The sequence below is a fragment of the Arthrobacter sp. BG3 genome (assembly GCF_056680185.1).
Window position 1 is genome coordinate 204,783 of the sequence record NZ_CM155270.1, and the last position, 21,679, is coordinate 226,461.

A 21,679-nucleotide genomic window follows, 5' to 3' on the forward strand; every position below is an offset into this window, starting at 1 on the left:
ACCTTTTGGTTGCCCGCTCGGCCCGTCTCCCCAAACTTGCACTGAAAGCCTGCCCTACGTCGAGCAGCAACAATTGTTGCAGTTCCGGCGCTTCAATAGGATTCCAGTGATACCTTTTACTCAATAATGAAAAGGGTGGGAAAACGAGAAGAGCGAGCAGAACATGGACGTTGGGCAGCTGAGGGCTTTCCTTGCAGTGGCACAGGAACTCCATTTCGGGCGGGCGGCCGAACGCCTAAATATGACCCAGCCGCCCCTAAGCCGGACCATCAAACAGCTCGAAACTGAGCTCGGAACGCGCCTGCTGGACCGCAACACCCGTTCCGTGAAGCTCACGTCCAGTGGGCAGGCGCTGGTCGCCCCTGCCACCGAGGTTTTTGAGGCCCTTCGCCGAGCCGAGGAGGCCGTGCGGTCCGCCGACAACGGCGAGGCCGGATTGGTGCGAATTGCTTTTGCTGGCGTTTCTACCCACCAGCTGGTGGCCCGACTCGCCAGGCAGGTGAAGTCCAACAGGCCAAGGATTCAGCTGGAGCTGTCCAGCCAGAATTTCGCCCAGCCTGCGATGAAGAAACTGGTGCAAGGGGAGACGGACATCGCCCTGGGACGGTGGGATGTCATCCCGGCAGAGGTGTCCTCCCGTGTGGTCATGCGGGACTCACTCGTGGTGGCAATGCCTGACACCCACCCGCTTGCCGGCTCACGCCGGATCGCAATGGGGCGGCTTGCCACTGAGGCCTTCATATCGCTGACGCCTTTCGAGGGCGCGGTCCTGCCAGATCGGCTTCGGCGACTGGCCCATGCCAACGGTTTTGTCGCCGACATCGTTCAGGTGGCCCCTGACACGCAGACCGCGCTGGCGCTGGTAAGCGCCGAAGTCGGGTGCCATCTGACATTGGCGTCTGTCGCGCGGAATGCGACAGATCCGCATGTTGTGTTCATTCCCCTCGAGGACTCCACCGCCGATGTCGACCTCAGGGCAGCATGGCGCCGCAACGATGCAAGTCCGGCTCTACAGGCTGTGCTGGAAGAAGTCATCAGCCTCGACGGCGACACCGGGGCCTGATGCGGGCCGCGGCCACCAGAATCAGATCGACCCTTCGCCGGTATCGAGGCCAAGCTGGCGCAGCCGCCGATACAGTGTGGACCGCCCCATACCCAGCAGGGCTGCGGCCTCCGATTTGTTGCCCCCGGCCGCGTCGAGTGCCCTGATGATGGCCCCACGCTCCGCCGTCTCCATCATGCTCATGTGGCGTCGCGGGGGCGCCTGCTGCAGATGTTTCGGCAGATGCCGGCGTTCGATGACCGAGCCTTTCGCATCTCCAATCAGGGCGGCTACAGTGTCGGCAAGTTCGGCGATATTGCCGGGCCAGTTCCACTGAACCATGGACTGCAGGGCAGCCGGCGAGATGGTGTGCCGCGACTCCGGGTCAACCACGTTGAGGATGGCCTTGACCAGTCCGGGAATCCTCTCCGGTGTCCGGGCCAGGGCATCGGTACGCTCCACGGTTCCGGTGGTGTCAATAAAGACCCGAACAGCTGGCGCAGCATCATCTCGCGAGGACGTCAGTAGAAGGCTGCTTGCGCGCTGCCCATCGGACCTGGCTTGCCGGTGCCGCTCGACGACAGCGGCCAAATCCGCAACCTCGTTCTCCGCAAGGTCCTCGATCCGCCGGATCAGCACGTCGGTACCGCCTGCCAGGAGCTCCTCGATGGCCCTCCACGGAGTAGCGGCCCCGGCGGACAGGACAAATACTTCACAACGCGCCGTACTTCCCCACTCCGTACGCCGCCTCCCGGCGACTGTCGCGCGTCCGGAACCACTCGGTCCATCTACCAAGACAACGGCCGGGGCAGTCTTGCTCGGGGCCGGCGCGCCTTTGCCCTCGAGCCGTGCCCCAGAAGGCAAGGCCAGCCCCGACGGGTTGTCGGACGCGTTACTCAGATCGGAGAAGTGCACCACGTAGTGCTCACGCGGCCCATCCACCACCCTCCGGGCCGTGACCTCAATGGAGGTGGCCTCCAATTCACGACGCAGTGTATTGCTGGATGACCAGTCGTGGGATTTGAGCACTTCCCAGAGCATGACATGCGACGCGACACTGACGAAGGGCAGGCCCGGCGTGTTAGCCAGGATGGACTCTCGATCCATCACCACCGTAGGACGCTGTGAGCTGCTGAAACGCATAAAGGACATCGCAAGTGCGAGATCCTGGGGCCGGGAGGACGCCCGGAATCTCTCCTCAATCTGCTGGCTGATCTCCCGCGTCAGCGACAGCATGATCGGGCTGGCAGCCTCGAGTGGGCCGCCCAGCGAGACTGAGCCAACGACCAGACCGGCCGGTGTATAGACGGGCGCAGCCGCACACGCCAGGGCGGTCAAGGCGTCATTGTAGTGCTGGCTCCCCTTGACGAAAACCGGGCGCTTCTCGACCATGGACGTGCCCAAGCCGTTCGTGCCAATGGATTCCTCGGAGTAGTCGAAGCCCTCCGCCGCGTGCATGCTGTCGAGGCGCCGTCGCTCACTGTTGTCACTCGTTCGCCGGGCAACGATGCTGCCGCCCCGGTCGCTGAGGAAGAGTGTGGTCCCAGTGTCAGCGAGCTGGTGTTGCCAACGATCGAGCACAGGAACTGCAGCCCGGCACAGCAGAGAGTCCGTATCCACGTCTTGAAAACGTTGAGACGGGACCGAGCTTTCGACGGCGCTGCTGAGCGACCGTCGCCAACTGCGCACGATCAGGTCCGGCACTGCATCGTTGGCCCCATAGGGTCCTGTGAGGCCAACGCGAATCAGCTGCTCCCGCGCTTCCCGCACCGGATCGGACATATCTGCCCCTTTGCAATGTCGTCCGCCAGCCCGGATGTCGGCCAATCAACACTCGTCAGCACTCGCGATTGGTGCTGAGAGGGTATCAATCCCGGATTCTCGGGTCGAACGGAAGTGTCCCAAATCGAGACACCGCGTCCTTGTTGTGCCACCACAGACTGGTAACTACAAAGTGAATTATCTCACAGAGCCCACTTAGTCGGAGGAAATGACATCATGGACAACGCCGTCCCCGAGAAGATCTACCAGCTCGACGCACTCGTCGTCGGAGCAGGCTTCGGTGGCATCTACATGCTGCACAAGCTGCGCAACGAACTCGGTCTCAACGCCGTCGCCATTGACCGCGCAGGGGGCGTGGGCGGGACCTGGTACTGGAACAAGTATCCCGGCGCCCTCTCGGACTCGGAGAGCTTCGTCTACCAGTACTCGTTCGATCGGGAGCTCTACCAGCAGACCCCGTGGACCACCAAATATGTGCCCCAGCGCCAGATTCTGGCGTACTTGAACGGCGTCGTGGACCGGTACAGCCTCCGTGAACACATTCAACTCGAAACCGGCATGACTGACGCTGAATTCGACGAGACCACCGGGATCTGGACGGTGCGGACCGACCGGGGTGTCACGTTCCAGTCCCGGTTCCTCGTCACGGGTCTCGGCCTGCTCTCCGCGACAAACCTGCCCAAATTCCCCGGGATGGAATCGTTCCAGGGCCGCCTGGTGCACACCGGCGCCTGGCCCGAGGACCTGGATCTGGCTGGCAAGCGTGTAGGTGTGATCGGCAATGGTTCCACCGGCAACCAGGTGATCACGGCCACCGCACCCGTCGCTGCTCACTTGACCTCGTTCCAGCGCACCCCGCAGTACAGCGTGCCTGCCGGCAACCGCGAACTTACGTTGCAGGAACAGCAGGGGCACCGGGACAACTTTGAGGCCAACTGGGATCAGGTCCGGAACTCGTCCGTCGCCATGGGCTTCGTGGAGAGCGCCGTTCCGACGTTCAGCGTCAGCCCGGAAGAGCGCGAACGCATCTACCAGCGGACCTGGGAGGAAGGCGGAGGGTTCCGCTTCATGTTCGAGACCTTCTCTGATATTGCCACTGACCCGGAAGCCAACGAAGAGGCGGCCAAGTTCATCCGCCGGAAGATCGCCGATATCGTGAAGGACCCTGAGACCCGCCGAAAACTGACGCCGACGGACCTCTACGCCCGCAGGCCGCTTTGCGATTCGGGTTTCTACGAAACGTTCAACCGCCCAAACGTCTCCCTCGTGAATGTCAAAGAGAACCCGATCGAGCAGGTGACGGAGCAAGGCATCGTCACGGCTGACGGAACCCTGCACGAACTTGACGTACTCATCTGCGCTACCGGCTTCGACGCTGTGGACGGCAACTACGTCCGCGTCAATATTCGTGGCCGGGACGGCGAAACGCTGAAGGAACACTGGGCCGGCGGCCCGACGAGCTATCTCGGCATGGCAACCAGTGGCTTCCCGAACATGTTCATGATCCTCGGCCCCAACGGCCCCTTCACCAACCTTCCGCCCTCGATCGAGGCCCAGGTCGAGTGGATCAGCGAAACTATCGGCCATGTGTCGAGCTCCGGTACCGGCTGGATCGAAGCCAAGGCCGACACTGAGGCTGACTGGACGGAGACCTGCTCGGATATCGCCCATCAGACCCTCTTCCCCCAGGCCGCTTCGTGGATCTTCGGGGCGAACATCCCGGGCAAGAAGCGGACTGTGATGTTCTACCTCGGCGGCATCCAGCAGTACCGTTCCATCCTCGCCGAGGAGGCCTCGAACAACTACCCGAATTTCATGACCGACAGCAAGGCACTGACGCCGGCCTGATCGGCACCGCAGGGACAGCCCGGGACGGACAGCGGCCGCGCCGCCCGTCCCGGGCTGTCCCGCGAGTTCGTAAACGAGATTCTCATCCGCATCATCTGATGCCCACATACAACTAGGAGGCGCCATGCGCGCAGCGGTCTACTACGGCAAGAACAAACTTGAGATCCGGGACGTTCAGGAACCTTCCCCGGCGGAAGGCCAGGTGAAGATCAAGGTCAGCCGGAACGGAATCTGCGGTACCGACCTTCATGAGTACTACGATGGCCCGATCTTCATTCCTCCGACCGACCCGCACCCCCTCACGGGCCAATGCCTGCCCCTGACCCTGGGCCATGAATTCTCCGGAGTGGTGACGGAAGTCGGTAAGAACGTCACCGATGTCCGCGAGGGTGACCGGGTCACGGTCGAGCCCATTTACCGCTGCGGTGTGTGCCGCCCGTGCAAGAGCGGGCATTACAACCTGTGTAACGTGATCGGGTTCCATGGGCTGATGGCCGACGGCGGAATGGCAGAGTACACAGTCGTGCCAAGCAATCAGGTGCACAAGCTCCCCGACAATGTCTCGCTCGAAATGGGTGCACTGGTGGAGCCAATGTCCGTGGCTTATCACGCCGCGACCATGGGCGAAGTCAACGACCAGAGCCGCGCGCTGATTTACGGCGCCGGGCCTATCGGCATCGGCATCTGGTTTGCCCTCCGCGGGATGGGACTGACCGAAATCGACGTCGTTGAACCGTCGGAGACCCGCCGAAAGTCCATTGAGACACTTGGCGCACGCACGCTGGATCCCAGCAGCCAGGACGTGACCGCGCTCATTGCCGACCTGACCAACGGAGACGGTGTTGACGCGGCCTTCGACGCCGCCGGGGTTGCACCTGCCGTCCAATCAGCCCTGGAATGCCTCGGTGAACGCCGGCCGCTGGTCAGCGTGGCGATTTATGAAAAGCCTCTCCCGACGCCGCTCATCAACCTCGTGCTGCGGGAGCGGCGCATCCAAGGGACCATCTGCTACACCGGAGCCGACTATTCAGCGGTGATCGACCTCATGGCCAAAGGTCACTACAACACGACAGGGTGGGTTGAGGACATCCCCCTCAGTGGAGTGGTCCAGGAAGGCTTCGAGAAGCTCCGGGCCGGCCAGAAAATGAAGTTGCTGGTCGATCCTGCTCTCTGATCCCCTCGGCAAAAGTAGAAAACAAGGAATTATCTTCCGTGGAATGTATCTGCTAGCCTCGTTCCATGGACACCAGAGACGACCCCGCTGCCTTCTATCCGCTATTCAGTGTGCTGACACGGCTCGAAACGGAGCTGTGGGACGCGGTTGATGCCCGCCTGCGCGATGAATGCGGTCTGCCCCTCGGAAGGTACGAGGCGATGGTTGTTGTTGCTACCGTCGGCGCGTGCAGGGTGTTCGATATTGCGTCGGCGCTGTCCATTACGGTGGGCGGCGCCAGCAAGCTCATTGACCGTGTTGAGGCGGCGGGGTTCTGCTCGCGGAAGATGAACCCGGGCGACCGGCGTTCCTCCCTGCTGGAACTCACGCCGGCCGGGGCCGCGGTGGTTGCTCAGGGCCGCCAAGTGGTCGAGGCAGAACTTGCCCGCTGGTTCACCCCGGCCCTGACCACGCAGGAGGCCAGCATCCTGCTCGGACTCCTGGCACGTGTGCGCAGTGCACATCGGCCTGTGCTGGACTCCAAGGTGGCCGGGCAGTGAGCGGCGGCACCATGCGGGCCGTTGTGCTGGACGGCCCCGGGCCGGCGGAGGCTCTGGTCATTCGGGAAAGGGCTATTCCTGCGCCCGGGCCCGGCCAGGTGCTCATCCGGGTCCGGGCCTTCGGGCTCAACCGCTCAGAACTGCATACCCGCCTGGGGCTGGCCGACGGCGTCACCTTTCCGCGTGTGCCCGGGATCGAAGCAGCCGGGGAGGTGGTGCACTCCCCCGGCGGCGAATTCAGCGTCGGGCAAAAGGTCGTCACGCTGATGGGCGGCATGGGCCGCGTCTTCGACGGCGGCTATGCCGAGTACACGTGCGTGCCGGCACGCCAGGTCATTCCGTTCGAATCAGACCTGCCCTGGCCCATCATCGGCGCCGTCCCGGAGATGCTCCAGACCGCACATGGCTCCCTCACCATCGGCCTGGACATCCAGCCCGGCCAGAGCCTGCTCATCCGCGGCGGAACCTCGTCCGTCGGCATGGCCGCCGCCATCCTTGCCAAACGCGCCGGGCTCACCGTTCTCGCGTCAACCCGCAACGGGGCCAAGCAGGAGGCTCTGGCCTCGATCGGCGTCGACCATGTCCTGATTGACGATGGCGACCTCGCGGCCGCCGTGCGCCGCATTGTTCCCGGCGGAGTCGACGCTGCCCTCGAACTCGTCGGCACTCCGACATTGCGCGACACATTACACGCCACCCGGGTCCACGGCGTCGTCTGCTTCACCGGCATGCTCTCAAACCAGTGGACCATCCCCGATTTCTACCCCATCGACTACATCCCCCGAGGCGTCCGACTCACCTCCTACACCGGCGGAGCCGCCGACCTTCCCCGCAATGTGCTCCAGGAATTCCTGCAGGCCGTCAGCGACGGCACCGCAACCGTCCCCATCGGCAAGGTCTACACCCTCAATGACATCGTCCAGGCCCACACCGACATGGAGGAAAGCCGCACCAGCGGCAAACTCGTCGTCACCACCTAGTACTACAGTCGCGTTTATGGGGTATGTCCGCGGGCTTTGTAATGACTATGTCGTGCGCGGTGTTGGTGTTTTCGTCGCCAGGTTGAGTGTTCCAGGACGCGCTTTGGACTGGTGGTGCGGTGCCAGACGAGCCGGACGAGCAGCCGCCTGATTTCGGGCAGCGAGAGCCGGATCAGTTCCATGTCTCCGGCGGCAGGGCCCCTTTTTTGGAGCGGACCACAGTCAGGAAGGCCTGGGCGAACATGGAGAGGGTGATGTGGCGGTACCAGCCGGTGTATTGGCGCACTTGGTAGTGGTCCAGTCCGGTTTCCCCTTTGGAGGTTTGGAAGGTTTCCTCGATGGCCCAGCGGGCGCCGGCGATCCTCACCAGCTCGGCCAGCGAGACCCGGTTCGGGCCATGGCAGATGTAGTAAGCCAGATCGGAGGGGTCTTTCAGGGAGCGGCGGGCCAATAGCCAGTGTTCCCCTGTTTCGGCGGGTCCGTTGATGCGGGTGCGTGCCCAGGAATACCGGCGGTCGCCCTTGGTCCCGGCCCCGGCCGTCCGGGTCCGCCAGGCATTGGCGCGCAGCGAGGCGATGAGCCTATCGGCGCGCCATTGCTCGCCGATCCCGGTGGTGGGGGCGATGACGTTCTGGTTCATGGGAATCGCCAGCACGTAGTGCAACCCCTTGGCTTCCAGACGGCGGCGCAGCCCCGTGTGCTGCCCGTAGACCGCGTCCCCGGTGGCCCAGCGGGCAGGGATCCCGGCATCCAGGGCGCGGTCGATCATGTCCGCTGCCAGTACCGGTTTCGTGGCGAATTCCCGGGTTTTGGGGATCCCGGCCCGGGCGCATCTTTCCCGGTCATCGGCCCAGGCTTTAGGCAGGTAGAGTTCCCGGTCCAGCAGGGTGCGCCCAGCCGGGGCGGAGTACGTCAGGAACACCCCGATCTGGCAGTTCTCCACGCGCCCGGCGGTGCCCGAATACTGGCGTGCGACCCCGGCTGAGGCGGCACCCTTCTTGAGGAATCCGGTCTCGTCAATGATCAGGATCCCGTCCGGATCGCCCAGGTGGCGGTTGACGTAGGCATACAGGTCATCCCGCACGGCGTCCGGGTCCCAGTCGGTGGTCGAGAGCAGGCGTTGCATGCCATCCGGGGTGCCGTGCCCGGCGCGTTCGGACAGGGTCCAGGAGTTCTTGCGTTCCTCGTCCGACAGCAGCCCTCGCACATACCCCACAGCGTTTCGCCGCGGTTCGGACCGGGCAAACCGGTGCCCAATCAGATCGCCGATTTCTTCCAGACCTTCGGCCCACTCTTCTACGTCCGCCACACAAATATCATCACTCACCACCAACGATTAACAGGCCGCGAGCGGAAAGTCCGGTTAAACCGCCGATACAGCCAAAATTAAACGCAACTGTAGTACTAGGGCATGTCTCCTAATTCCTTGAGCCAGATGGTGATGGCGCGGAGGACGACTCCGCCGCGGTAGGTCAGGGCGAGCTTGTCGTACCGGGTGGCGAGTCCGCGCCATTGCTTGAAGATGTTGAAGGACCGTTCGACGACGTTTCGTCGCTTGTAGGCTTCCGTGTCCAGCCCTACTGGTCTGCCGCCTTTGCTGCCGCGGCGTTTGCGGTTCGCTTCCTGATCGGAGCGTTCCGGGATCACCGCCTGGATGCCGCGCCGGCGCAGAAGATCCCGGTTGGCCTTTGAGGAGTACGCCTTATCCGCCAGGGCCCGGGCCGGGCGGGAACGGGCCCGGCCCGGACCCAGCCGGGGAACGCTGAGGGAGTCCAGCAGGTGCGGGAACATTGGGGAGTCCCCGCCCTGCCCGGGACCGAGCAGCATGACCAGCGGGCGCATCTTGCCGTCGCAGAGGTGATGGATCTTCGTTGTCAGCCCGCCGCGGGACCTGCCGATCCCGTGGTCAGGCGGTTCCTCTAACAGATTCATGTAATTCGACAGGTCCCCCTGTGTGGCGGGTGAGGTTCGTGGCGTGCTGGTGGGCCCGGTTGACCGTGGAGTCCACGGAGACTTCCCAGTCGATCATCCCGGCCGCGTCGGCCTCCGCCAGGATCCGGGAGTGGATTTTGTCCCAGGTTCCGTCGCCACTGAAGCGGCGGTGGCGTTTCCAGACTGTCTGCCACGGGCCGAAGGTCTCCGGCAGGTCGCGCCAGGGAATTCCCGCCCGGAAACGGTAGATGATGCCTTCAACGATCAGCCGGTGGTTTTGAAACGGTCTCCCACGGCTCCCGTCGGAGCTGGGCATCAAGGATTCAATCCGCTCCCATTGGGCATCGGTCAGGACGGCAGTACGCGACATGATTCAAGCATGCCAAAGCAGACGAGACCCAATTGGGAGACGCGCCCTAGGCGTCACCGCCTAAAGACCCCGATCCGGCACGGCTCAACCTCATGGGGCTGGCCTCTGCCTTGCCTCTAAACCAGGAGTTGAACCCATGCCCCTTTTCGCTGCCCTCCCGCGCCCACCGCGCCAGGAAGAACGCCCGGCAGGTGGCACCGCCGCCGGCGATTCCCTGCCGCGGACCTCGATCGCTGTCGCAGCCCTTTCCACCATCGTGGAATGGTACGACTTCACCCTGTACCTCTTCATGGCTACCATCCTGTCCCGCGTCATTTTCGGCGGCGGCTCGGAATCCTTGTTGGCCACGCTCGCGGTGTTCGCCGCGTCCTACCTCTTGCGGCCTGTCGGCGCACTGGTGTTCGGACGCTTCGGGGACCGCTTCGGCCGACGGCCCGTGTTGCTGGCGAGCATGGCCGTCATGGCTGCGGCCATGTTCGCCACCACCCTTCTCCCCACGCACGCACAGGCGGGCGCCACGGCCGGGGCTGCCTTCCTCGCCCTGCGGTGCCTGATGGCCTTCTCCGTCGGCGGGGAATACTCCGCCATCAGCACCTACCTCTACGAAGGTGCCCGGCCCGGACGCCGCGGCTTGGTCACGGCTCTGGCGTCCATGGCGAGCGAGATTGGGGTCCTGCTGGCTGTCGCGGTATCTGCGATCACGACGACGATGCTGGACCGGGCGGCGCTGGATGACTGGGGCTGGCGTATTCCTTTTGGACTCGGTGCGCTGCTGGCCGTGGCAACGCTGGCCGCTCGAACAAGGCTGGGCGAGACCCCCGTATTTGCCAGACAGCAGCCAACGGGCGCGGGACGCGACCCCCTGAGGTTCATCCTTCACACCCAGCGGGCCGGCCTCTATCGGACATTCGCTATTTCCGCGTTGGCGTCGATCACCTACTACGTAGGCATCATCTACGTGCCAACTTACCTGACGTCGGTGTCCGGCTTTCCGGAGGGCAGCTCCTTGTGGCTGTCCACCACGGCCTCCGTGACGGTGATCGTGGTGGCGCCGTACGCGGGCGCGATCTCAGACAGGATCGGACGGCGGACGACGCTGCTGTGGTTGTGCGTCCTGGCCATCGCCCTGCCGATACCCATGTTCGCCCTGATGTCCTTCAATTCAGTGGGGGCCGCACTTTGCGCGGCCGTCGTCTTGGCCTGCACGGCCGGCGGCATTACCGCTGTAGGAGCATCGGCGGCCGCCGAACAGTTCCACCCTGCCGGCAGGCTCACGGGGCTGGCGTTGGGTGCAACGGCCGCGACAGCAGTTTTTGGCGGGCTGGCACCGTACCTGGCGACCCTGCTGACACAGGCAACCGGGTGGACGCTCCTCCCCGGCGCACTGGTGGCCGCAGTGGCGCTGTCGGTACTCCCCGTCCTCGCCCGGATGCCGGAAACGTCCGGGCAGGCGTGACTCTCGCAACCACAGCAGTTCTACCAGGTGTGGGGCCTTTCTGCTCCCAAGAGTTGGTCGGGGAATATTCGACCGTCAACGATAGTTGAAGCTTCAACAAGCCTCAATTACACCGACCCGAGCAGGAGCCATCATGCGAGTCCCCGATCAGCCAGCGGCCGCCGAAGCGCCGTCCTCGAGCCCCTCACATGTAGTGGCAACCGCCGGCTCATCCGATCCGGCGGCGCCACTGGTGGTGCTGTTGCATGGCCGCGGCTCAAGCGAGCGTGAGATCATCGCCCTTGCCGACCAACTGCCGTCCGGCCCCGCCTACGCCGCAGTACGGGCGCCCATCGCCGAGGGCGGCGGCTATGCATGGTTTGCCAACCGTGGCATCGGCCGCCCGATTGCCGAGTCCCTGACTGCTTCCATGGCGTGGTTCCGAAACTGGCTCGATACCGTTGCCCCGGATGGACGGCCTGTGGTGCTCGTCGGGTTCAGCGGCGGAGCAGCATTCGCGGGCGGGCTCATCCTTGCGGACCCGCAACGCTTTGCCGGAGCGGCCATCCTGTATGGCACGTTGCCGTTCGACGCCGGGGTCCCCGTCACGCCGGCCCGGCTGACCGGCCTTCCGGTTTTCGTCGCACAGGGCGACCAAGACAAAGTAATCCCCCGGGAACTCCTGGAGCACACGTGGCAGTACCTGCTGACTGATTCGGCAGCCCCGGCCTATGCCCGGCGCGACCCCGGCGGGCACCAAATCAGCGCTCAGACGCTCGGTGAACTCGGGGGCTGGATTCACGAGCGTTTTTCGTTCCTTACCCGGCCAGACGCAAATGACCGGAGTGCTGACAGTGTTCATTGGGCGGCGCTGCCGGCGGGAAGCCTGCCCGTGCGGGCCGGTCAGCGTCCCGCGGTGTCGTGGACCATCCCGCAGGAACAGCTCAGTGACAACGCGCCACGGGACCTGCAGGAAAGACTATTCGCCCGGATCCGTTTGCTCGCCGGCGTCTCAACCTCCCAGTCCGCGATCTCCGTCCCGGGCGCGCGGGGCCTTATGGTGAAGCCGGCGCCCGATGCCCCCATCGACTCATTCCTGGTTCCCTCAGTCGGCGAGTTTGCCCACCAGCACCCGGCCCATGACGGCTCGCTCCACCTGGCTCTGCCGCCGGAACTGGTCGGGGACGCAGTCGCCAAGGGCTGGGCCGTGGCCCACCCCTTGGCGGGCATCCGATTGGCCCGAGGCATGGTTATGGTCTACGGGCCCCGCGACGAGAATGAGCTGCACCTGGTGGCTGGAATGGTCGAGACCAGCCACGCCTACGCCGCAGAGACCAACGCCGTCAGATAGTACCCCCAGCAAGGCAACGGTGCGCGCTCCACCGCGACATCGGCCGCACCTCCGACCAAAACGCCCGGCTGGGACTCTCCCAGCCGGGCGTTTTTGGATAGCCTTCTCATCGTCCTGATGAGCGGACATCCCAAGAACCCTGGAAACCGCCGGCTCCGAGGTCCTGCCGACTCATCAGAAGATGATGACCGGCTTGATCGTCTTGCCGCTCCTGGAGTCTTCGAAGCCCTGATTGATGTCATCAAGGGTGTAGTCACTGACGAGCTTTTCGAACGGGAATCGCCCGTCTTTCCAAAGCTGGATCAGCCGGGGAATGAAGACCTGCGGCACAGAACTGCCCTGGACCACGGTCTTGAAGGTCCAGCCCTTCACGAGGGACGCACCAATCTCGAAGCTGACCTCGGTGCCGGGTTTGGCGGCGCCGACGAGGGCGAGTGTTCCGCGCACCCCCAGGGCGTCGGCCGCCTGGCGGAGGAGTGCCGGCAGGCCCGTGGTGTCCACGACGTAGTCAACGCCCGCGTCCTCCGTGATTTCACGAAGCCGCGCGGCGACGTCGTCGGTCTTTGAATTGATGACGTGTGTCGCGCCAAGTTCCCGGGCGAGTTCCAATCGGGAATCATGGATGTCGACGGCGACAATGATGGCACAGTCCGCGATCCGCGCCGCCATCACAGCGGCGCAGCCGACGGCGCCGGCGCCCAAAACAACAAGTGAAGACCCGATCTCCGGCTTGAGTTCATTGAGCACAGTTCCCGCCCCGGTGTTGATGCCACAGCCCAGCGGGCCGAGGTGTTCAAGCGGCACGTCCTTGTCCACCCGGACCACCGACTCCTCGACAACGTTTGCGTATGTCGCGAAGGACGACTGGCCGAAGAAGTGGGAGGAAATGGCTTCATCGCCCTTGCTCAGCGACGTTTGGCCATCGAGACGACGCCCGGCGAAGTCTGCCGCCATGAGGTTCTCGCAGTACGCCATCTGCCCGTTGCGGCAACGCTTGCAATGCCCGCAGTATGCGGCAGCCAGTACGACGTGATCGCCAGGAATAACGGAGACCACCGAATCGCCGACTGCTTCGACGATACCGGCTCCCTCGTGACCGAGGACGGCGGGCAGCGGCGTCGGATAGACCCCGTCTCGAACGAGTACGTCCGTGTGGCAGATTCCGGTTGCCACCATGCGCACCCTGACTTCATTGGGCCTCAGGGCGTCCAGCTCAAGCTGTTCGACTGTGAAAGGTGAGCCGTGCTCGCGCGCGACTGCTGCAGTTATCTGCATGGGAAACTCCTCATCATTGTTGCCGGGATGAGAATCACCCCGGCGAGGTTATCGAATCCGCGAAGTGCGGTTCGCGCTCCGACGCGCCTGAGTGCGCGCCGCAGCCTGGCTCAGCCGCGCCTGGATCGAGAGCAGGCGGGGCACAGCGAAGTAGACGGCTGCAGGGACGACTACCAGGGTGAGCGTGAGAGCGCGGAGGACGGTAGGCCACCCCGGCGCCCACGCCGCCAGTCCGCTCATGCCCACTGCGGCCATCGGGCAAATCGCCAGCCAGGTAATAACGGCCCTGACATGGACGGATGCAATACCGGCGGTCCGGTGATGATGCGCGTCTGTCTCATCGGCTGCAAGAGCTTTGCCCTCGTGTTCCACACAATCTCCAAACGTACGGTTGGAATTGATGCTACTGAGGGATAACTCGCAAAAGCAAACGAACGGTTGGAGATAAGATGGCGTGCATGGCTTGGGACACTGACGCAACACGGGAGAAACTTCTTGATGCCGCCATCAACGAGTTTTCAGAACGCGGCTTCTCCGGGGCACGCATTCACCAGATTTCGCAGAACTCAGGGTGCAACCGCGAACGGATCTACTTCTACTTCGGCGGCAAAGCCCAACTCTTTGAGGCGGCACTCACCCGCCAGCTCGTCACTGCTCTGGACGACGTTCCGGTCGTCGGCCAGGGACCTGTTGCGATCGCCGATTTCGCGGGGCGGTACTTTGATCTGTCCAGGAGCCGCCCGAGTCTAGCCCGGCTCACCTTCTGGGAGGGGCTTGAACGGGGACATCCGGTCGGAGCAGAGATGCGCGCCCTCCGCTCAGCCAACAAGGTGGCCGAAATTCGCACCGCACTCCCGGCAGCGACCGAGGCGGCAGCAGAAGACCTGCTCCTGACGATCGTGACGCTTTGCCATGCCTGGGTATCGAGCCCTAACGTCCACCTCGTGATAACAGGCACGCCGGATGGGCAACGCCGGCGCGTGGCCATCATGCGCACCAGCGAGCTGCTCGCCCGGGACGCCGAAGGCACGGCCGACACGGCCTCTTAGTTGATGGCCCGGGCCTGGCGGACCTCCGCAGGCCCGGGAGACCACCCGGGCAATAGGCCGACCCGCGATTCCTCAGTCAGTGCTCGGAACTCTCTGTGGCGGCGAAAGAAGCCTCCACGGCATCTGTGTCAACAATCTCGGCGATGTTGGTGAGCGCGAATCCCAGCGCGGCCTCCTGCCACTCTGCGTTGATGCTGGACGTCGCATCCGTCACGACGACGACGCGGTAACCGTGGTCCGCGGCATCCCTAGCAGTGTGCTCCACCGCCATGTTGGTCCACACGCCCACCACGACCACGGTCTTCGTGCCAAGGTTCCGCAGCATGATGTCCAAGGGAGTGCCGTTAAATGCACTCATCCGGATCCGATCGATCACGATCTCGTCACCGACCGGCCCGGTCCCCTCGACGGCGGACGCTCCCCACGAGCCCACTTTCAAAGACTCGGGGCCGAGCATCCGGAAGATGGGAGCATTGTCACCGCCGACGCCGCGGCCGGGGTAGACCACGATGCGGTTGTGGAATACCGCGGCGCCGGCACCACGCGCGGCGTCCAAGACTCGCATCACATTGGGGACGACACCCTGCTGGACCGCGTGCGCCGCCGCCCCCGTGCCCGCAAATGCCCCGTCCTCATGGAGATTGTCGTTCTGCATGTCGACCACCAGGACCGCTGTCGAGCGGCTATCGAGTGTGAACATCACTTACCTCAGGCTTCCGATCGGCCCACGCCGATCCATTATTTGTTGCCAGGACTAGAGCCGGGTTCCGGGGAATGCCGGGGCCGGAGCGACCCGCAAACCCCCTACGCTGCGAAGACAAGGGCCCGCGAGTCCGCGAAGCGCCATACATTCCGCAGAACTAGATTCCATGGAAGCATGAATCTGCCCCGTCTCCAAATACTTGACGCTTCAATCTAATGGCTGTACATTTAGTTGAAGCTTCAAGTAAAGCTGCAAAGAGAAACAGGACCTGATGAAAACCCTGCTGGCCCGCATCCTAGGAAAGAAGAACCCAATGACGAACCTCACCATCATCGGCAACGGCAACATGGCCCGCGGCATCGCAACCCGTGCCCTCGCTGGCGGCCTGACCGTCGAGATCCTCGGCCAGGTTGCCGCCAAGGCGCAGGAGCTGGCCGCCGAGCTCGGCACCGGCGCCACCTTCGGCACCACTGCGGACGCCCCGCAAGGTGACATCGTGGTCCTGGCTGTCCCCTTCGACGCCGCCAAGTCCGTCGTAACCGCTTACGCCGGCGCTTTGGCGGGCAAGACCATCGTGGACATCACCAACCCGGCAACTTCGAAACCTTCGATTCCCTGGTTGTTGAGCCCGGCAACTCCGCTGCCGAAGACATCGCACAGCTTGCCCCTGCCGGCGCCAACGTGGTCAAGGCATTCAACACGACCTTCGCCGGCACCCTGGTGGCCGGGGAGTCAGGTGGACAGCCGCTCGACGTCTTCATCGCCGGGGACGACGTGGAAGCCAACGCCGCCGTCAGCAGCCTTGTGAGCGCCGGCGGCATGCGCCCGCTGGTCGTTGGTCCGCTCAAGCGTGCCCGGGAACTCGAGGGCTTCCAGTTCGTCCTCATGACGATGCAGGCCAACCCGGAGTTCGCCGACTTCAACTGGGACACCGGACTCCAGGTCACCAAGTAGTAGCGGTACGGCACTAGCCGACACCCGACTAGCCAAGAGGACGACGGCGGGAACTCTCCCGCCGTCGTCCTCTTTTCGTCCCCAGTGATAGGGCAAGTGGCACCGACTGCCGGCTAGAACACGACAACCGGCTTGATAACGGCGCCTCCCGCAGAGTCTTCGAACCCCTGGTTGATATCACTGAGGCTGTAGTTGCGCATCAGCTTCTCCATGGGGAACCGGCCGTCCTTCCACAACTGGATGAGTTTGGGAATGAACACCTGCGGTACGGAGCTTCCCTGGATCACCGTTTTGAACGTCCATCCTTTGACCAGCGACAGGCCGATCTCGAACGAGACCTCAGTTCCGGGTGCGGCAGCGCCGACCAACGCCAGCGTGCCCCGGAGGGCCAAGGCGTCGGCTGCTTTGCGGAGCAGCTCCGGCCGGGCGGTCGTGTCCACCACGTAGTCAGCCCCGCGACCGTTCGTCAGGCGCAGGATCTCCTCCGTCAGGTCCACTTCCTTCGTGTTGATCACATCCGTCGCTCCCAGCTCTTTCGCGAGGTCCAGCCGGGAAGCGTGGATATCGACGGCGATGATCCGGGCGCACCCCGCGATCCCGCCGGCCATGATCGCACCCGAGCCGACAGCGCCGGTACCGATGACCACGAGCGTACTGTTCAGCACGGGCTTGAGTTCGTTGAGAACGGCACCGGCTCCGGTCTGGATGCCACACCCGAGCGGGGCCACGATCTCCAGTGGAACGTCGGAGTCGATCCGGACAACGCTTTCCTCGACGACGTTGGCGTAGGTTGCGAACGACGATTGGCCGAAGAAGTGGGAGGAGATCACTTCCCCGTCCTTGCTCAGTGCCGTGGTCCCGTCGGGCCTCCGGCCCCCGAAGTCAGCGGCGAAGAGGTTCTCGCAGTACGCCATCTGGCCGGACCGGCAGCGGTCGCACTTACCGCAATAGGCGGCCGCGAGCAGGACGTGGTCGCCCGGCTGCACCGTGGTGACCGAAGCCCCGATCCGCTCCACTATCCCGGCTCCCTCGTGCCCCAGGACGGCCGGCAGCGGTGTGGGATAAACCTGGTCACGCACAATGGCGTCGGTGTGGCATACACCGGAGGCCACCATCTTTACGAGGACCTCGTTCGGGCGGAGGTCGTCCAGCTCAAGTTCTTCAATGGTGAGGGGTTGCCGTGGCTCCCGGGCCACTGCGGCGGTTATCTGCATAGTCGTGTCATTCCTTTTCGGATTGGTCGGGCCTGTGGGGTCAGAACGGGTACTGCTGGTCGGACTGCTCCACGGTGATCCACTTCAGCTCGGTGAACTCGTTGATGACGGCCCTGCCGTCAAACCTCCCGTAGCCACTGTTTTTCATGCCGCCGTAGGGAGCCTGGGCTTCGTTCTGAACGGTTGCCCCGTTGACGTGCACATGTCCTGCTTGAATTCGCATCGCAACCTGCAGTGCCCGGGTGCTGTCGGCACCGAACACGGCCGCGGCGAGACCGTACTCCGTGTCGTTTGCCACCTGAACGGCTTCCTCGACACCGGAAACGCGGACCACCGTGGTGATGGGCCCGAAGGTTTCCTGATCGTAGATGGACATCCCGGGCCGCACTTTATCGATGATGGTGGCCGGCATCGAGGCACCGTCGGCGCGGGCCCCGACGACGAGTTCCGCTCCCTTGGCGAGGGCATCATCGATGAGGCCGTTGATTCTGGGGCCCGACTCTTCGCGGATCATGGGGCCGACGATGCAGGCTTCGTCGGTCAGCGGGTCTCCGGTGGCCAGCTGCGCTGCCCGTGCTGCGAACTTGGAGACGAACTGGTCGGCCACGCTCTCGTCAACGACGAATCGTTCGGTCGACATGCAGATCTGGCCCTGGTAGAGGAACGACCCGAAGACTGCAGCATTGACGGCCCCGTCGATGTCAGCATCGTCGAGGACAACAAAGGGTGCCTTGCCGCCGAGCTCGAGCAGCACGGGCTTGAGGTAGCGGGCGGCCTTTTCGGCGATGATGCGTCCGACTGCCGTTGAGCCGGTGAAGTTGATCCGGCGGACCGCCGGGTGGGCGATGATGGATTCCACGACACGGTCGGAGTCCTCCGGTGTGCTGGTCAGGAAGTTAAGCACACCGGCCGGAAGTCCTGCCTCATGCAGGACCTCTGCGATGATCGCGTGGGTCTTCGGGCTGGTTTCCGAGGCCCGGAAGACCACCGTGTTGCCGCAAACAATAGGGTAGGCGATCGCCCGGGCCGCCAGCACGCCCGCGCCATTCCAAGGGGCCATGCTGAGAACTACTCCGGCGGGCTGCCGGACAGTCATGGAGAGCGTGCCCGGTTTGTCCGTCGGAAGGGTCTCCCCCTGGATCTGAGTGGCCAGCCCGGCAGCTTCGCGGAAGAGCTGTGCCGTGAGGAACACGTTGAATCCGGCCCAGAGTTGGGCCGCACCCACTTCTGACATCATCGTTTCGATGAACTCCGCGCCACGCCGCTCCATGATGTCTGCGGCCTTGAGCATGACGGCCCGCCGTTCCGTGGGGCCGGTCGTTGACCAGGTGCTGAAAGCCTGTGACGCCGACTCAACAGCGTCGAGCGCATCGTCGACGCCGGCAGCCGCGCTTTCGGTCACGAGCGCGCCCGTCACAGGGTTTCGACGCTCGAACGTCTTGCCTTCGCGGGCGCTTCGGGCTTGGTTGTCAATGATGAGTTGCGTTTCCAAAATGGACTCCTTAGTTGGGGTGCTGCAATTAGGGTGCTGCCGGGAACGACGGTGCTCGGGCGGCCATGCGGTACTAAGCGGGCGGTGCCGTTGTTAGTGGTTGACGGTGCTGTCGGAAATGTGAGGCTGAGAGGTTGCCGAAGCTGCCCCCGTCGATTCGTTGGCGGGGAAACGCGGCACGGCCAGGACGGCGACTACGCCGATTGCTGCTGCGATGGCCCAGACGGAGAAGTTGATGAAGTTGCCCAGCGAGGCGGCCACCAGCACGCCGCCGCCCGAGATGGCCAGGACAGCGCCGATCCGCCCGACGCCGAGCGTGATACCCAGGGCGGTAGCGCGGGTTGCGCCGGAGAAGTAGGTTGCCACAAATCCGTTGACCAGGATCTGGGCGCCCACTGACCCGAAACCGACCACCGCGACCAGCAGGTACATAACCGGAAGGGGCATGACCCCGGTTCCCATGAGAACCAGCGCCAGGCCAGAACTCGCGAAAGCCGTTGCGGTCACCGGCCGGGGCCCGAAGCGGTCGGCGAGCCTGGAGGAAACGAGCACGCCGACGACTGCGCCGATGTTGACTGTCAGGAGAAATGTCAGGGAGGAGGCCAGCGAGTATTTGGCGATGACCATGAGTTGCGGCAGCCAGGTGTTGAGCCCGTACACGAGGGTCTGGCCACAGATGCCGGCCAGGCTGAAGAGGATCATTGCAGTAAGCAGGCGCCCGGTCAGCAGGGTGCGGAAACGGCCGTGTACGGGTGCGTCCCCTTGTGCCGGCGCTTCGGGCAGCGGTTCCAGCCCGTATTCGGAGATGATGCGTTCCGCCTGTACCCGGTCCCCCTTGGCAGCGAGGAATGCCGGGGATTCCGGAAGGAACTTGAACAGCAGAGGCACAACGGCGATGAGTGGAACGCCACCGAGGGCCAGCATGCCGCGGAACCCGAGCGCGGGCAGGAAGGCGAGGGCGAGAAGCGCGGCGAGGATCCCGCCGACCGCGTATCCGGAGAACATCAGGGCGTTATTGAAGTTGCGGCGGTTCGACTTGGAGAACTCCACGGTCAGGGCGATCGCCGTCGGGATTACACCGCCCAGGCCGAGGCCGGCGAGAAAACGGAACAAACCAAAGAGCTCGGGAGTCGGCGCCCAGGCGGTCAGCAGCATCAGCACTGAGAAGGATGCGATGGAAACCATCATGACTTTCCGGCGCCCGACGATGTCAGTGAGGTATCCGATCAGGATGGCGCCGATAAACATTCCGGCCAGTGCATAGCTGCCGATGGCGCCGGTCTGCACCGGGGTCAGGCCCCAGGGTTCGTAGGCCAGGAGTTTGGGGACGATTGCTCCGTAGACGACCAGATCGTATCCGTCGAAGACGATGGCGAGGAAGCAGAGGAAGATGACAGCGGCTGCCGATTTGCGAGGGCGAACCGGAGGTGAGGCAGGCGATTGAAAAGCCATTGGGGACTCCAGGTGATATACACGACGTTGTGGCTGTGCCAGAGATGAGGGGCCGTTCGGCTGTGATCTGACCCACAACTGAATGTAACATAAATGTGTTGTGCGTCAACAGGCGTGTTGCATGTTTCCTGATTGACGCCTGCCCCGGGCAAGCAAGTATTGGAGAAGCCTTATGCAGTGGAAACCCAGAGCCCTGATCCTGGACCTTTTCGGGGACTACCTCCGGTATGCCGGGAGCGAGGTCAGGCTGGCTGATATCACGGAACTCCTCGCCGTCTTTGAGATTGAGCCGGCCACGGTCCGGGTCAACCTCTCACGCCTGCGCAAGGAGGGCTGGTTCACCACCCGGCGCGTCGGGCGGGAAACGGTCTACGCACTCACGCCCCACATGCTGGAGATCCTCAACGAGGGGCGCGAACGGATCTTCCGGCAGCGGGACGAAAGCTGGGAGGGGCGCTGGACCATGGCCATTTACCAGGTTCCGGAATCCGAACGCGCCGTCCGTGAACAACTCCGCAAGCAGCTCGCATGGCATGGTTTCGGCCAGCTGTCACCATCGACCTGGCTGAGCCCGCATGACCTCATCTCGGAGGTCCGCGAAATTGCCGCCGACTATCCGCAGGCCAAAGTTGATGCACTCTGGTGCGGGACCGGCGACCTCGAGGAGGACAGGGACCTTGCCGCACGATGCTGGGATCTGGAGCAGCTCGGCGCGGACTATCAGGCATTCATCCGCACCTACGCCGCCCTCGATGACGATAAAGTCAACGCCGCCAAGGACGGGCGAACGGCGCTCATCGAACGGATGCGCCTTATCGGTGATTTTCGCCGCTTCCCCTTCAGGGACCCGCACCTGCCCCTCGAGCTGCAGCCTAAGGGCTGGCCCAGCAGTGAGGCGTACAGCCTTTTTGGTGCAATACACCGCCAGCTCGGGCCTTCCGCCAACGAATTCGTCTCCGGCATTATTGGTCAGCCCATCGGGGAGGGCCAGGAGATCGTGGCGTGACCCGGTCGAGGCGCGAAGCTGCTCGTGGTTCGCTGAGGAAGTCACGGCAAGGTCCGCACGGTGGCTCCCGAGAACGATATG

Annotated in this window: 18 protein-coding genes and 1 pseudogene; 11 read left to right on the forward strand and 8 right to left on the reverse strand. The window is 63.9% G+C overall.

Annotated features, from left to right (window positions below; translation table 11 throughout):
- Positions 1 to 163: 163 nt before the first annotated feature.
- Complete coding sequence (locus tag AC1MFL_RS00980; protein ID WP_479812721.1) at positions 164 to 1,063, forward strand: LysR substrate-binding domain-containing protein; 900 nt, start codon at positions 164 to 166, stop codon at positions 1,061 to 1,063.
- Positions 1,064 to 1,084: 21 nt separating this feature from the next.
- On the opposite strand, the gene AC1MFL_RS00985 is transcribed toward AC1MFL_RS00980, so the two are convergent.
- Complete coding sequence (locus AC1MFL_RS00985; protein WP_479812723.1) at positions 1,085 to 2,824, reverse strand: helix-turn-helix domain-containing protein; 1,740 nt, start codon at positions 2,822 to 2,824, stop codon at positions 1,085 to 1,087.
- A gap of 216 nt (positions 2,825 to 3,040) precedes the next feature.
- Between AC1MFL_RS00985 and AC1MFL_RS00990 the strand changes: the two genes are divergently transcribed.
- The 4 genes from AC1MFL_RS00990 to AC1MFL_RS01005 all read left to right on the forward strand — a co-directional run bounded on the left by AC1MFL_RS00990 (position 3,041) and on the right by AC1MFL_RS01005 (position 7,365).
- Complete coding sequence (locus tag AC1MFL_RS00990; protein ID WP_479812725.1) at positions 3,041 to 4,672, forward strand: flavin-containing monooxygenase; 1,632 nt, start codon at positions 3,041 to 3,043, stop codon at positions 4,670 to 4,672.
- A gap of 124 nt (positions 4,673 to 4,796) precedes the next feature.
- Positions 4,797 to 5,846, forward strand: coding sequence for a 2,3-butanediol dehydrogenase (locus AC1MFL_RS00995; RefSeq protein ID WP_479812727.1), 1,050 nt, complete (start codon positions 4,797 to 4,799; stop codon positions 5,844 to 5,846).
- A 65-nt stretch (positions 5,847 to 5,911) separates the two neighbouring features.
- On the forward strand, positions 5,912 to 6,385 hold the full coding sequence (locus AC1MFL_RS01000; RefSeq protein ID WP_479812729.1) for a MarR family winged helix-turn-helix transcriptional regulator: 474 nt from the start codon (positions 5,912 to 5,914) through the stop codon (positions 6,383 to 6,385).
- Positions 6,382 to 7,365 carry a zinc-binding alcohol dehydrogenase family protein gene (locus tag AC1MFL_RS01005; protein WP_479812731.1) on the forward strand — a complete coding sequence of 328 codons (984 nt, stop codon included), beginning with the start codon at positions 6,382 to 6,384 and terminating at the stop codon, positions 7,363 to 7,365. Before AC1MFL_RS01000 ends, AC1MFL_RS01005 begins: the two co-directional genes overlap by 4 nt.
- A 172-nt stretch (positions 7,366 to 7,537) precedes the next feature.
- Here AC1MFL_RS01005 and AC1MFL_RS01010 read toward each other — a convergent pair whose 3' ends face one another.
- Both AC1MFL_RS01010 and AC1MFL_RS01015 read right to left on the reverse strand, forming a co-directional pair.
- On the reverse strand, positions 7,538 to 8,674 hold the full coding sequence (locus AC1MFL_RS01010; RefSeq protein WP_479811773.1) for an IS701 family transposase: 1,137 nt from the start codon (positions 8,672 to 8,674) through the stop codon (positions 7,538 to 7,540).
- 95 nt (positions 8,675 to 8,769) lie between these two features.
- Positions 8,770 to 9,667, reverse strand: a pseudogene (locus AC1MFL_RS01015) (IS5 family transposase).
- Positions 9,668 to 9,803: 136 nt separating this feature from the next.
- On the opposite strand from AC1MFL_RS01015, the gene AC1MFL_RS01020 reads away from it, so the two are divergent.
- Both AC1MFL_RS01020 and AC1MFL_RS01025 read left to right on the forward strand, forming a co-directional pair.
- Positions 9,804 to 11,123 carry an MFS transporter gene (locus tag AC1MFL_RS01020; RefSeq protein ID WP_479812733.1) on the forward strand — a complete coding sequence of 440 codons (1,320 nt, stop codon included), beginning with the start codon at positions 9,804 to 9,806 and terminating at the stop codon, positions 11,121 to 11,123.
- 133 nt (positions 11,124 to 11,256) lie between these two features.
- On the forward strand, positions 11,257 to 12,453 hold the full coding sequence (locus AC1MFL_RS01025) for a luciferase domain-containing protein (RefSeq protein ID WP_479812735.1): 1,197 nt from the start codon (positions 11,257 to 11,259) through the stop codon (positions 12,451 to 12,453).
- 174 nt (positions 12,454 to 12,627) lie between these two features.
- On the opposite strand, the gene AC1MFL_RS01030 is transcribed toward AC1MFL_RS01025, so the two are convergent.
- A complete protein-coding gene (locus tag AC1MFL_RS01030) occupies positions 12,628 to 13,728 on the reverse strand; it encodes an NAD(P)-dependent alcohol dehydrogenase (RefSeq protein WP_479812737.1) in 1,101 nt (366 codons plus the stop codon).
- Positions 13,729 to 14,186: 458 nt separating this feature from the next.
- Between AC1MFL_RS01030 and AC1MFL_RS01035 the strand changes: the two genes are divergently transcribed.
- Positions 14,187 to 14,777 (forward strand): TetR/AcrR family transcriptional regulator, encoded by a 591-nt coding sequence (locus AC1MFL_RS01035; RefSeq protein WP_479812739.1) that lies wholly within the window; start codon positions 14,187 to 14,189, stop codon positions 14,775 to 14,777.
- 76 nt (positions 14,778 to 14,853) lie between these two features.
- Here AC1MFL_RS01035 and AC1MFL_RS01040 read toward each other — a convergent pair whose 3' ends face one another.
- The gene (locus tag AC1MFL_RS01040) at positions 14,854 to 15,477 is read right to left on the reverse strand and encodes a cysteine hydrolase family protein (protein WP_479812741.1); all 624 of its coding nucleotides are present in this window, start codon (positions 15,475 to 15,477) and stop codon (positions 14,854 to 14,856) included.
- Positions 15,478 to 15,793: 316 nt separating this feature from the next.
- Here AC1MFL_RS01040 and AC1MFL_RS01045 point away from each other — a divergent pair, with 316 nt between their 5' ends.
- Together AC1MFL_RS01045 and AC1MFL_RS01050 are read left to right on the forward strand one after the other, a co-directional pair.
- Complete coding sequence (locus AC1MFL_RS01045; RefSeq protein WP_479812743.1) at positions 15,794 to 16,288, forward strand: NADPH-dependent F420 reductase; 495 nt, start codon at positions 15,794 to 15,796, stop codon at positions 16,286 to 16,288.
- Positions 16,255 to 16,434, forward strand: coding sequence for a hypothetical protein (locus AC1MFL_RS01050; protein ID WP_479812745.1), 180 nt, complete (start codon positions 16,255 to 16,257; stop codon positions 16,432 to 16,434). The genes AC1MFL_RS01045 and AC1MFL_RS01050 overlap by 34 nt, the downstream gene beginning before the upstream one ends.
- Positions 16,435 to 16,547: 113 nt before the next feature.
- Here AC1MFL_RS01050 and AC1MFL_RS01055 read toward each other — a convergent pair whose 3' ends face one another.
- From AC1MFL_RS01055 to AC1MFL_RS01065, 3 genes are all read right to left on the reverse strand, one after another.
- A complete protein-coding gene (locus AC1MFL_RS01055; RefSeq protein ID WP_479812747.1) occupies positions 16,548 to 17,648 on the reverse strand; it encodes an NAD(P)-dependent alcohol dehydrogenase in 1,101 nt (366 codons plus the stop codon).
- 40 nt (positions 17,649 to 17,688) lie between these two features.
- Positions 17,689 to 19,140, reverse strand: coding sequence for an aldehyde dehydrogenase (locus tag AC1MFL_RS01060; RefSeq protein WP_479812749.1), 1,452 nt, complete (start codon positions 19,138 to 19,140; stop codon positions 17,689 to 17,691).
- Between the two features lie 93 nt (positions 19,141 to 19,233).
- On the reverse strand, positions 19,234 to 20,592 hold the full coding sequence (locus AC1MFL_RS01065) for an MFS transporter (protein WP_479812751.1): 1,359 nt from the start codon (positions 20,590 to 20,592) through the stop codon (positions 19,234 to 19,236).
- A gap of 172 nt (positions 20,593 to 20,764) precedes the next feature.
- Here AC1MFL_RS01065 and AC1MFL_RS01070 point away from each other — a divergent pair, with 172 nt between their 5' ends.
- Entirely contained in the window at positions 20,765 to 21,598 is an 834-nt protein-coding gene (locus AC1MFL_RS01070; RefSeq protein WP_479812753.1) for a PaaX family transcriptional regulator, read from the forward strand.
- Positions 21,599 to 21,679: the final 81 nt, after the last annotated feature.

Bases quoted from the DNA above. Each gene is read 5' to 3' on its own strand.
- AC1MFL_RS00980 (WP_479812721.1), top strand. From the start codon at position 164: ATGGACGTTGGGCAGCTGAGGGCTTTCCTTGCAGTGGCACAGGAACTC.
- AC1MFL_RS00985 (WP_479812723.1), bottom strand. From the start codon at position 2,824: ATGTCCGATCCGGTGCGGGAAGCGCGGGAGCAGCTGATTCGCGTTGGC.
- AC1MFL_RS00990 (WP_479812725.1), top strand. From the start codon at position 3,041: ATGGACAACGCCGTCCCCGAGAAGATCTACCAGCTCGACGCACTCGTC.
- AC1MFL_RS00995 (WP_479812727.1), top strand. From the start codon at position 4,797: ATGCGCGCAGCGGTCTACTACGGCAAGAACAAACTTGAGATCCGGGAC.
- AC1MFL_RS01000 (WP_479812729.1), top strand. From the start codon at position 5,912: ATGGACACCAGAGACGACCCCGCTGCCTTCTATCCGCTATTCAGTGTG.
- AC1MFL_RS01020 (WP_479812733.1), top strand. From the start codon at position 9,804: ATGCCCCTTTTCGCTGCCCTCCCGCGCCCACCGCGCCAGGAAGAACGC.
- AC1MFL_RS01025 (WP_479812735.1), top strand. From the start codon at position 11,257: ATGCGAGTCCCCGATCAGCCAGCGGCCGCCGAAGCGCCGTCCTCGAGC.
- AC1MFL_RS01030 (WP_479812737.1), bottom strand. From the start codon at position 13,728: ATGCAGATAACTGCAGCAGTCGCGCGCGAGCACGGCTCACCTTTCACA.
- AC1MFL_RS01035 (WP_479812739.1), top strand. From the start codon at position 14,187: ATGGCTTGGGACACTGACGCAACACGGGAGAAACTTCTTGATGCCGCC.
- AC1MFL_RS01040 (WP_479812741.1), bottom strand. From the start codon at position 15,477: ATGTTCACACTCGATAGCCGCTCGACAGCGGTCCTGGTGGTCGACATG.
- AC1MFL_RS01045 (WP_479812743.1), top strand. From the start codon at position 15,794: ATGACGAACCTCACCATCATCGGCAACGGCAACATGGCCCGCGGCATC.
- AC1MFL_RS01055 (WP_479812747.1), bottom strand. From the start codon at position 17,648: ATGCAGATAACCGCCGCAGTGGCCCGGGAGCCACGGCAACCCCTCACC.
- AC1MFL_RS01065 (WP_479812751.1), bottom strand. From the start codon at position 20,592: ATGGCTTTTCAATCGCCTGCCTCACCTCCGGTTCGCCCTCGCAAATCG.
- AC1MFL_RS01070 (WP_479812753.1), top strand. From the start codon at position 20,765: ATGCAGTGGAAACCCAGAGCCCTGATCCTGGACCTTTTCGGGGACTAC.